The sequence below is a fragment of the Frankia sp. AgB1.9 genome (assembly GCF_016786355.1).
In the GTDB taxonomy this organism is placed as follows: domain Bacteria; phylum Actinomycetota; class Actinomycetes; order Frankiales; family Frankiaceae; genus Pseudofrankia.
In genome coordinates this window covers 20,329-31,091 of record NZ_JADWYX010000113.1, presented here as the reverse complement: position 1 = coordinate 31,091, position 10,763 = coordinate 20,329, and the positions used below count along the sequence as shown (strand labels likewise).

Sequence of the window (10,763 nt, the reverse complement as noted above, 5' to 3'; positions counted from 1 at the left end):
CCCCCCGCGGCGGGGCCGGCCCGGCCCCCCCCCCCGGCCCGCGCCGGGCGCCTCAGCGTGCGCTCGGGACCTGACGTCTGGCGTCCAGGGCGCGTGTCGGCTCGGTCGCGAGGATTTCCAGCGCTCCACGGACGACCGCCGGGTCGAAGGTGGAGGCGTTGAAGGTCGCTGTGACGTCGACACCGCCGTGGATTTCGGAGATGAAAACCGAGATTCCGTCCGGATCTCCCGGGGTGCTGCCAATCAGGTAGCGACGGTCGGCCGGACTGCCCGTCCACGGCAGCTTCTCGAATGCCTTCAGCCGGCCACAGTGGATGAGCGACAGCGCCGGACGCGCGGTGGTCTCGGCGAGCGTCGGCGGCTGGGCGGTGCGCTTGAAGCGCCGCTTCGCGGTCGAGGCGACCAGCGCCATCGTGGCCAGCGGCCGAGCGACCGACATGACCTCGTCGATCACCTCGTTCAGCTGCGCCGGGTCGCAGCCGTCGGCAGGGCAGACGTAGATCGAGGGCGCGAAGTTGCCGTACAGCACTGCGCCCTGAGGCAGGAACTTGCGCATGTCGACGCTGATGTTGACCCCCGGACGCACCGGCGGCAGGTCAGACGTCTCCAGCGCGGCCCGAGCCGCGGCGAACAGGACCATCGTCCTGGTGATGCCCTTGGCGTTCGCCAGCCGCCAGGACCGGATCTCGGCGAGGACGTCCTTGCCGAACCGGACGCTGACCACGCCGAACTCCTGGTGCCACGGCACCAGCGGGCCCGGCTCCGCCGTGTCGGCGGGCGGGACGGGGTGCGGGACGCGCACCGTCTCGAGCAGCCGCTTCGGCTTCCTGCGGTAATAGTTGTCCAGCGCGCGAATCAGCGGGAATCGAACCGACGGTTTCGCGATCGCGACGGGATACTCACCGGTGACGGCGCATCGGATGAGTTCAGACCAGATCTCGTTGATGCTCAGGCCGTCAATACACGCGTGGTCGACCAACAGCGCGCAGAAATCCGCGCCGACCGCGATCTGAAAGGGAAGGTTCGTGACCGGCCAGTTGTAGAGCCTCGCGACGATCGTCTCCGGCGTCGCGGCCGAGTGGTCTGCCGTGGCGGACGCGGACGTGGCGGACGCGGCCGTCGTGTCGGTCATGTCGATGACCATGGCGTCGCAGTGTCCGGGCAGCTCGGCGGCCGGAACGGTCAGCCAGCGCGGCGCTGCCCGGTCGACTCGCCGGAGGATCCGATGCGCCGGATAGAGCTCGGCCAGCCGCCGCAACGCACCGCGAACCTGATCCGGCGACGGCGCCTCAATCGGACCGAGGTAGGCGACGGTCCGCATGTGCAGACAGATCAGGTCGCGGCCGGAAATCGGAATACCCCGCGCCTCGCCGGGCCGGGCGATCAATCTGCTTTTCGCCGTTGCCACTGGTCCCCCCTCGCCTTTCGCCAGTATGCCGGCCTCATGATAGGCGGCGGCTGTTTCGCCTGGTCGTCGCTTACGCCCTGGTCATGAGCTGACCGCCGGCGACGGCGCAAGGGCGAGCTGGTCGGCCCGGCCGCGCGCCTTCAGATGGTCGGCCAGCCGGATCGCCAGGGCGACGATCGTCAGCGTCGGGTTGACGTGGCCGGCGGTCGGGAAGGTGGAACTGCCCGCGACGAACAGGCCCTCGGTTTCGTGGACCTGACAGTTCCGGTCAACCACTCCCGCGCGCGGGTTGTCGGCCATCCTGGTCGTGCCGATCGGGTGCGCCCGGTCGATGACGTTCTCGCGCCAGGCCGCGCCACCCTTGAGCCATTCCGCCGGTTCCGGACTGGCATAGCCAAGGCCGCCGAGTTCCTGCGCCAACAGGCCGGCCAGCCGGCCGATCGAGGTGCGCTCCCGTTCGCTGACCCGCCAGTCGACGCGGGAGAGCGGCACTCCGAGCCCGTCCACCCGGTCCGACAGGGTGACGCGGCTGGAGGGATCCGGCTCCTGCTCGACCAGGCAGTAGACGTCGACCCTGCTCGCCTGGAAGATCGGCGGGCGATGGCGCCGGGTCATCCGGTAGGCCCCCGTGGCCAGGGCCGGAGCGTTCCGCGCCAGCGTGAGCGCGTCCCGCACCGCTGTGGGCTCGGGCACCTCGTCCTCGCGACGCCAGAAGCTGGCCAGCGCCACCTCGTCCTGCTCCGGCTCGCCGCCGCCACGCAGCCGGGACGCCAGCCGCTGCCCGGCATGCCAGGGGTCGGCGGGTGCCGGGTACTCCTCCAGGAAGGCCGCGCAGTTGAGCAGTTCCTCCTCGCGCTGCGCCTGCGGGCTGAGGCCGACGCCGTGCAGGTAGACCTGTCGCCCGTCCGGCCCGTCCAGCCAGTAGCGCCCGAACCGGTCGCGCAGGCGCCGGGCCGAGCCGGGATCGACCGAGGCGATCACTGAGCCCGGATGGTCCATCAGGAACCGGCCAACCAGGTCGTTTCCGTTGCCGACTCCGTGCGGGACGACCCGGTTCGAGGCGAGCATCAGCCGGGCGTTCTCGATGCCTCCGGCCGCGAGCACCACCACGGCCGCCCGGATCCGGGCCTGGCGCCCGCTGGTGGACGCCACCTCAACCCCGCGCACGACGGCGCCGGTGTCGTCGGTGTCGATGTGGGTGACGGTCGCGTGCAGCAGGACGTTGACGTTCCCGGAGCCGGCGGGGCCCCTCGGCTCGTCCACCGCGGCATCGTCCCCGACCGCGTCGGGCAGCACGTCGAGACCGAACCGGGTCGGCCCCGCGGGATCGGTCGCTCCCCGGCTGAACTGCCAGAACCGCGGGACGAGCCGGGCCTCCGGCAGCGGCGGCCGCGCCGGCCGCCGGCCGAGCAGGGCCCAGAGCCGCTCGTCATAGAGGTTGGGGCCAAGGCCGAGGTAGGAACGGGCCCGGTCGAGAAAGGGCCGCAGCTCGGACCCGGTGAGCGGCCAGCCAGAGTGCGCCACCCAGGGCCGGTCTCGATAGTCGATCTCGTCGAGCTCGGCGCAGCGCCCCGTCCAGATGCGCGACGTGCCACCGAGCGCGCGGGTCCGCATCAGCTCCTGGTCGGCGACGCGCGCCGCGCCGACGTTCTCGACCTCGTTGAGCGCCGCGACGGCGGCCTCGGGCTCCCGGCCACCACTTTCGACGACGAGTACCCGCAGCGAGCTGCCGGCGAGCTCCGCGGCCAGCGTCGCACCGGCGGGACCGCTCCCGACGATGCACACCTCGGTGGTGAGCTCCGTGTCTGGCGGCAACTTGTCCAGATCGAACACGGTCACGGCAGCCCCCCAACGCCCCGTGGCTCGCACGGCCCCGTGAGCTGGCGCGCGAGCGAAAAGAAAGACAAAACGCCACCGAGCGGACGGCGGCTGTGACGCGTCTCCCGGCCGGCGATGCCAGCTAAAAGTACAGGCACGGTCCGTTGCGTCCATCGCCGAGGCGGTCGCCCACCGGTCCCCGGTGACGCGATCAGTATGACCAGCCTCACCCTGAGTGTCGTTGCCGACGGTGCTCGGACAGACACGGTGGCCGTCGACTACTCCAGGGGGCAGTCGGACGGCCGCCATGCGCGATCGGCTTGCATTCGTATTACTCGATTGTTGTGAATTTGGCGTCGTTCCTTGGTTGCCGCCGCGTAACCTTGACCGTTCTCCATCGCGGGCCCCGTCCGGCGGTCGACGGCGCCGGGTATCCTCCTGAGTGGGCCTGTCCGGGTGGCGCGCGATGTGGGCACACACAGTGTGCGCCAGGTGTGGGGGGATACCAGGCACGCCATTTCTGATTGCGACCCAGGCACCATGAGCGGCACACGCCCACCTCGCCCGATCATGTTGGCGGCGGGCGGTTCCGCCAAATGTGTATCGGGTGATAGGGGGGCACCTTGGCTTTCGATGAGACGAAGCCCGGCGACACCAGTGGCGCCGCCGGGAACGTATACAAATCGGCATCCACATCGACGTCGCGATTGCCAAGCAGTGCCGAAACAGTCACCGCCTCGGTCGTGATTTGTGCCTACACGCTGCGCAGGTGGGATGATCTGACGGCGGCCGTAGTATCGGTGCGCGCTCAGTCCGTTACCGCCAGCGACATCATCGTGGTGATCGACCACAACGAGGAACTGCTCGAACGTGCCCTGAGCAGCTTCTCCGACGCGATCGTGGTGCCGAACGCCGGCAAGCCCGGTCTGTCGGGCGCGCGGAACACCGGCGTGGAGCGGGCCACCGGCGACGTGGTTTTCTTCCTCGACGACGACGCCAGGGCCCAGCCGGACTGGCTGGAGCACATGCTCGCCCACTACGCCGACCCGGCGGTACAGGGCGTCGGGGGCGCGGCCCTGCCGCGCTGGCCCGAGCAGGGCGCGCACTCGGGCCGGCCGGCCTGGTTCCCACCCGAGTTCGACTGGGTCATCGGGTGCAGCTACATCGGGCTGCCGACGTCCGTCGGTCCGGTACGGAATCCGATCGGTGCCGGGATGTCCATCCGGCGGTCGGCCTTCGCCACCGTGGGCGGGTTCAGCGACGGACTCGGCCGGGTCGGGTCGATTCCGCTCGGCTGCGAGGAGACCGAGTTCGGCATCCGGCTGCGGCGGGACGTGGCCGGCGCCGTCATCCTCTACGAGCCTGCCGCGGTCGTGCTGCACGGCGTCACGCCGGACCGCATCACCTGGCAGTACTACCGGCGCCGGTGCTTCTCCGAAGGCATCTCCAAGGCCGTCGTCGCCCGCCGGGTGGGTCAGGAGTCGGCGCTCGAGGCCGAGAAGGCCTACGTCCGCCACGTCCTCCCGCGCGCCGTCCGGCGGGACCTGCGCCACCCGCGGACCTGGGCGCGCGCCGCGATGGTGCTCGTGGGCGTGACGTTCACCGTCGCCGGCTACGGCCGGGGCGCGATCGCGCGGGCAACTTCGTGACCGGTCGGGTGAGGATTCGTCCCCACCCGACCGAACCCCCACGGCCGGCCGGAGGACGAGACGCATGGCTGTCGTGACGAGGGTGCTGGTTGCCCTCGCCTGGGTGGCGGCGGCCGGTCTCGCGGTGGCCGTGCTGGGCAGGTTGACCCATCTGGACGACGTGCTCTGGCCCTACGTCCTCGTGAACGCGCTTACCCCAGTCCTCTTCCTGCCGGCCTATCCCGCCTTCGCGGTCGGCGTCGCCACGCATCGTTACGCGCTGGCCGCGGTGGCCCTCGTCGCGGTGGTCGCCCATCTCGTCTGGCTGTGGCCGGAGGTCCGGCCGGGCAGCGCGAGCGCCGCGCCGGCCGGCTCCGCCCAGTTCCGGCTGCTCACCACGAACCTGGAAATGGACAACGGCCGGGCCGGCACGCTCGGCCGGCAGATCCGCGCCGACTCCCCGGACGTGGTGGTCGTCGAAGAGCTGTCGAACGTGACCTACTACGGCCTGATGAAGTCAGGGGCACTCGCCGGCTACCACTACAGCGCCTCCCGGCCGCAGTTCGGGGCGTTCGGCGCGGGTGTCTGGTCCCGCTATCCGTTGTCGGACGTCGCGGCGCCACTCGTCGGCGGCCTGGACTCGCTGCGCGTGACCGTCACCCTGCCCACGGGGCAGCGCTTCCGGCTGTTCGCCGTCCACACGCTGTCACCGCAGAACGCCAGCAACGTCAAGGTCTGGCAGACGCAGTTGGCCGACCTGCGCCGCGAGGTGCGGGCCACTACCCTGCCGGTCGTCCTCGCCGGCGACTTCAACGCCACCCGGGACATGCGCCCGTTCCGCAACGTCCTCGCAGCGGGGGTGACCGACGCGCACGACGACGTGCACGGCGGCTGGGCGCCGACCTGGAACGACCACTTCCCGGTCCTGCCGCCGGTATGGCGGCTCGACCATGTGCTCATCTCACCCCAGTTCACCGCTACCGGGCTTCGGGTGGGGAAGAGCTACGGCAGCGACCACCTGCCGCTGGTGGCCGATCTCGCGCTGCGGCCCTCGTCGTGAGGATGTGGCGGCCCGGCTCGGCGGACCCGGACGGCGCCGCCAACCGGTGGAGCCTGTCCCGCCGAGGCCGCCTCGTCGTCGCGATCGTCAGCGCGCTGATCGTCGTCGGCGGTCTGTCCGGCTGGTTCGCCACCGAGCGGACGGCCGCCTCCCGCAAGAATCGCCAGGCCGTGTTGTGCGAGGTCGCCGACGTTGTCGTCGCGACGCCGAGCTACCCGGAGCTTGAGCAGTTCCTCGCCGTCGAGTGGCGTTTCCTGACGGGCACCGCCGCCGGCACCCACGATGCGGCCTTCAGCAGGCTGGTCGCGGGACTGCCGGCCAGGCCCGAGCCGGCCGCGATGAAGCCCGTCGCGGCCTACTGTCACGCCCACGGGATGGGAATCGTCGCCAACTGAACAGGCAATGCCCAACTGACCCGGCAATGCCAGCGGACCCGGGAAATGCGTCAGGGACGAGCCCGAATCGCGAGCTCGTCCCTGACGACGTACGTGTTGCCGCCTGGTCAGGGCAGCCGGACCACCTGTGCCGCGTAGACCAGCCCCGCGCCGAATCCGACCAGGAGCGCCAGACCCCCGCTCGGGGCCAGCTGACGGGCGAGCAGATCCTCCATCGCCAACGGGATGGAGGCGCCCGAGGTGTTCCCCGTGGTCGCGATGTCGCGGGCCACGACGACGCTCTTCGGGAGTTTGAGCACCCGGCACATCGTGTCGATGATCCGGATGTTGGCCTGGTGCGGAATGAACGCCGCCAGGTCGCCGGCCTCGATCCCGGCCGCCGCGAGGGCCTGCTGGGCCACCGGCGCCATCTGCCAGCTCGCCCACCTGAACACCTGCGGCCCGTCCATCCGCATCACCGGCCAGGGCCGCTCCGGGCTTTCCCGCCATTCCAGGTAGGACGAGTCATGCCCGATGACGTCCCTCTTGCTGGCGTCCGATCCCCACACGACCGGGCCGATGCCGGCGGTGTCCGACGGTCCGACGACCACCGCACCGGCACCGTCGCCGAACAGGAAGGCCGTTCCCCGGTCATACGGATCGATGATGTCCGTCATCCGCTCCGCGCCGACGACGACGACGTAGCGAGCGCTGCCCGCCCGGATCATGTCGTTCGCCATCGCCAGGGCATAGGAGAACCCTGCGCAAGCGGCCGACACGTCGAACGCCGCGACGCCCTCAGCGCCGAGGCGGGCCGCGACGTCGGTCGCCAGCGACGGTGACTGGACGACGTTGGACATCGTCGCCACGAGAACGCAGCCCAGGTCGGCGGCCGAGATACCGGCGTGCGCCATCGCCTTCCCGGCAGCACCCGCCGCCATGCTCCCCAGCGGCTCGTCCGCGCCGGCGAACCGGCGGCTCCTGATACCCGACCGGGAGACGATCCATTCATCCGACGAGTCGATCGCCTGGCTGATCTCCGAGTTCGGGACGACCCTGGGCGGACGGTAGGCACCGACCCCCAGAATGCGCGCGCCCGCAGCCCCCACCGATGACCGCAACTCCACGGTCATCGGCGTCCACTCCGCGCGCGCCCCACATGGATCGGCTGGCTTCGCCGACACGGCAGAGACCACTCCATCCGTGCCCCCCCTCTTGAAGAAATACGCCGGCGGCGCCGGGGTCAGGCCATCCCGACGGACTTGGATTCGCCGTCGGCGCGCTCGCGCTGCCGAATAATACCCGCACCCGGATCCCGCTCCGACGGGCCGATCGCAGTTACGCCGGCCGGCAGCGTTTGGGCAGGCAGGGTCGCCTCGATCGCCAACGGCGCGCGTGATCTCCGCCGCTCCGAGACGATCGTGCGGAGGACCCGCAGGCCGTCCGAGATCGCATTGAGATTGCTCACCCCGTGGATCCGGGAGTACTCGAAGCTGGGAACCTCGATCACCTGCAGGCCAGCCTTCGCTACACGCAGGTTAATCATTGTTTCAATCTCGAAACCGTCGCCCCAGCGTCGCTCGGCGGAATCGCCCTCGCCAGCGGGCGTTCCCGCGTCCAACCCAAGCACCGGCAGGCAGGTACGCCAGAACGCGTTGTAGCCGTAGCACAGGTCGGAGTACCGGCACCGAAACAGTGAGTTAACGAGGAAGGAAAGGAAGCGGTTTCCGAGCCGGCGGATGCGGGTGATGTCCTCGCTGCCGCCCCCCGCCATGAACCTCGAGCCCTTGGCGAAGTGCGCGCCGGCCTTCAGGGCCTTGGTGAACGCCTCGATCTCCTTGGCGTCAGCCGAGCCGTCGGCGTCGAGCATGACAATGATGTCTCCGGTGGCCGCGGCGAAACCACAGGCCAGCGCGTTGCCCTTGCCCTTGCGGGTCTGATGGACGACGACGACGTCGGCCCGCAGCGAGCGAGCGGCGTCAATGGTGCCATCCGTCGAGCGGCCGTCCACCAGCACGATCTCGGCGTCACCCGGAAGCTTCTCGAAGACGTGTGGCAGGTTCTTCGCCTCGTTGAGCGTCGGGATGACAATGCTAATCGTCGGTTCGCGCAGGATGAATTTGGGCATAGTGCTAGACATTGGTCTCCCCCCAAGACCAAGGACCCGGCCGCGATCACCATCTCTCGTGGCAGGTCCAAGGGATGGCATGACGGCATCGGGTAAGTGTGTTTACGCAGACCACAGCTTCCGACGTTTCATCACTGGCAGGCTCTCCGCCCATCCCCCTGATGGCAGAGATCTATGAAATCCAGCGATCAATCCGGGTGACTCGCTGCCGCAAGATCCCCGTTGGCCTGAAGTGTACCATCCGCCCCACACTCGCCGGGACACATTTTTTGTTAATTGATGGACGGGAGTGGGCTACGTCATACCAGACGTCCCCCGTGGTGCGGCCGCCGTGGTAGCCACGGACCGAGACGCGGGCCCTAGCGGGCCGAAAACACGCTGGAAGAACACGGTACTAAGGAGTAGCACAACCAGGATCGCGCGCAATGTCTTCGCGCCCAAGAGACCACGAAGAGGGGAGCCGGAACTCCGGAATGCGCCGTTGTCGGCCAAGAGATGGCGCTTGTTCCCGGAACTGGATCGTCACCCGTTCTGTCCCATGCGGGTGGTTCGTGCGCCTGAGGGCGGGTTCGCGCTCTGTCGCTCAGGCGATATCCACGGCGTCCACGATGGTGTATGCGTAGCCCTGCTCGGCGAGGAACCGCTGGCGGTGGGCGGCGTACTCCTGGTCGAGGGTGTCGCGGGAGACGACCGTGTAGAAGTGCGCCGAGCGGCCGTCGGCCTTGGGCCGCAGCACCCGGCCGAGGCGCTGTGCCTCCTCCTGGCGGGAGCCGAAGGTGCCGCTGACCTGAATCGCGACGCCGGCCTCCGGCAGGTCGATCGAGACGTTGGCGACCTTCGACACCACCAGGGTCTTGATCTCGCCGGTACGGAACGCCTCGAACAGCCGCTCGCGCTCCTTGTTCCTGGTGCTGCCCTGGATGACCGGAGCGTCCAGGCTGCGCCCGAGCGCGTCGAGCTGATCGAGATAGGCACCGATGACGAGCACCCGATCGCCGGAGTGCTTTCGGACCAGTCTTTCGACGACGCCGTGCTTGGACAGGGCGGTCGCGCACATCCGATAGCGCTCGTCAGCCTCGGCGACGGCGTAGGACATCCGCTCGTCCTCGGTGAGCGTCACCCGCACCTCGGTGCACTCGGCCGGCGCGATCCAGCCCTGCGCCTCGATCTCACGCCACGGGGCGTCAAAGCGCTTGGGGCCGATCAGCGAGAACACGTCGCCCTCACGGCCATCCTCGCGGACCAGCGTCGCGGTCAGCCCGAGCCGGCGGCGCGACTGAATGTCGGCCGTCATCCGGAAAACAGGCGCGGGAAGGAGGTGAACCTCGTCGTACACGATGAGGCCCCAGTCGCGGGCGCCGAACAGGCTGAGGTGCAAATACTCGCCGCCGCGCCGGGCGGTCATCACCTGGTAGGTGGCGATCGTGACCGGGCGGATCTCCTTGCGCTCGCCGGAGTACTCGCCGATCTCGTCCTCGGTCAGCGACGTGCGGCGCAACAGCTCGCTGCGCCACTGCCGGCCGGCGACCGTGTTCGTGACCAGGATCAGCGTCGTGCTGGACGCCTGGGCCATCGCCGCGGCGCCGACGATCGTCTTGCCGGCTCCGCTGGGCAGCACGACCACGCCCGAGCCACCCTCCCAGAAACCGGCGACCGCGCCCTTCTGGTAGTCCCGCAGCTCCCAGCCGTCCTGGCGCAGCTCGATCGCGTGCGCCTCGCCGTCGACGTAGCCGGCCATGTCCTCGGCCGGCCAGCCGAGCTTGAGCAACGCCTGCTTGAGCCGGCCCCGCTCGGACGGGTGGACGGCGATCGTGTCGTCGTCGATCCGGTTGCCGAGCATGGGCGCGATGCGCTTGGCCCGCGACACCTCGACCAGTACGGCCCGGTCGATCGCCCGCAGCACCAGCCCGTGGACCGGGTCGTTCTCCAGCCGCAGCCGGCCGTAGCGGTCCATCGTGTCGGCGACGTCTACCAGCAGCGCGTTCGGCACCGCGTAGCGCGAGTACGTGACCAACGCGTCGACGACCTGCTCGGCGTCGTGCCCCGCGGCGCGCGCGTTCCACAGCGCCAGCGGGGTGACCCGGTAGGTGTGGATGTGCTCCGGGGAGCGCTCCAGCTCGGCGAACGGGGCGATCGCCGCCCGGGCGAGCTTCGCCTGCGGGTGGTCGACCTCCAGGAGAAGCGTCTTGTCCGACTGGACGATCAGCGGCCCGTCAGCCACCGGTCACCGCACCGCGCTCGGCATTACGCATGACTCGACGGTACCCGCCGACCTAAAGCGCCGGGATGGACACTCGCGGCGACGCGCGGTCTCGCTACGTTGTCACCACCAACGAACGAGAGGACC

At 69.8% G+C, this 10,763-nt stretch carries 8 protein-coding genes; 3 read left to right on the top strand and 5 right to left on the bottom strand.

Translation table 11 applies throughout. The features are described from left to right. Positions 1 to 52: 52 nt before the first annotated feature. Complete coding sequence (locus I6A60_RS32510; RefSeq protein WP_203024798.1) at positions 53 to 1,408, bottom strand: hypothetical protein; 1,356 nt, start codon at positions 1,406 to 1,408, stop codon at positions 53 to 55. Between the two features lie 81 nt (positions 1,409 to 1,489). Continuing rightward, a complete protein-coding gene (locus I6A60_RS32505; RefSeq protein ID WP_203024797.1) occupies positions 1,490 to 3,247 on the bottom strand; it encodes a GMC oxidoreductase in 1,758 nt (585 codons plus the stop codon). 722 nt (positions 3,248 to 3,969) lie between these two features. Here I6A60_RS32505 and I6A60_RS32500 point away from each other — a divergent pair. The 3 genes from I6A60_RS32500 (at position 3,970) to I6A60_RS32490 (ending at position 6,309) form a co-directional block, all read left to right on the top strand. Then, positions 3,970 to 4,875, top strand: a complete 906-nt coding sequence (locus I6A60_RS32500; protein ID WP_307873974.1) for a glycosyltransferase — start codon at positions 3,970 to 3,972, stop codon at positions 4,873 to 4,875. Positions 4,876 to 4,939: 64 nt separating this feature from the next. Continuing rightward, positions 4,940 to 5,914 carry an endonuclease/exonuclease/phosphatase family protein gene (locus tag I6A60_RS32495; protein WP_203024795.1) on the top strand — a complete coding sequence of 325 codons (975 nt, stop codon included), beginning with the start codon at positions 4,940 to 4,942 and terminating at the stop codon, positions 5,912 to 5,914. 2 nt (positions 5,915 to 5,916) lie between these two features. Beyond that, the gene (locus I6A60_RS32490) at positions 5,917 to 6,309 is read left to right on the top strand and encodes a hypothetical protein (protein WP_203024794.1); all 393 of its coding nucleotides are present in this window, start codon (positions 5,917 to 5,919) and stop codon (positions 6,307 to 6,309) included. Between the two features lie 107 nt (positions 6,310 to 6,416). On the opposite strand, the gene I6A60_RS32485 is transcribed toward I6A60_RS32490, so the two are convergent. From I6A60_RS32485 to I6A60_RS32475, 3 genes are all read right to left on the bottom strand, one after another. Continuing rightward, positions 6,417 to 7,421 carry a beta-ketoacyl-ACP synthase III gene (locus I6A60_RS32485; RefSeq protein ID WP_203024793.1) on the bottom strand — a complete coding sequence of 335 codons (1,005 nt, stop codon included), beginning with the start codon at positions 7,419 to 7,421 and terminating at the stop codon, positions 6,417 to 6,419. A 110-nt stretch (positions 7,422 to 7,531) separates the two neighbouring features. Beyond that, the gene (locus tag I6A60_RS32480; protein ID WP_203024792.1) at positions 7,532 to 8,428 is read right to left on the bottom strand and encodes a glycosyltransferase family 2 protein; all 897 of its coding nucleotides are present in this window, start codon (positions 8,426 to 8,428) and stop codon (positions 7,532 to 7,534) included. Positions 8,429 to 8,999: 571 nt separating this feature from the next. After that, entirely contained in the window at positions 9,000 to 10,637 is a 1,638-nt protein-coding gene (locus I6A60_RS32475) for a DNA repair helicase XPB (RefSeq protein ID WP_203024791.1), read from the bottom strand. Positions 10,638 to 10,763: the final 126 nt, after the last annotated feature.

Coding starts and splice junctions, on each gene's coding strand:
- I6A60_RS32480 (WP_203024792.1), bottom strand. CDS start 8,428: ATGTCTAGCACTATGCCCAAATTCATCCTGCGCGAACCGACGATTAGC.
- I6A60_RS32490 (WP_203024794.1), top strand. CDS start 5,917: ATGTGGCGGCCCGGCTCGGCGGACCCGGACGGCGCCGCCAACCGGTGG.
- I6A60_RS32495 (WP_203024795.1), top strand. CDS start 4,940: ATGGCTGTCGTGACGAGGGTGCTGGTTGCCCTCGCCTGGGTGGCGGCG.
- I6A60_RS32485 (WP_203024793.1), bottom strand. CDS start 7,421: ATGACCGTGGAGTTGCGGTCATCGGTGGGGGCTGCGGGCGCGCGCATT.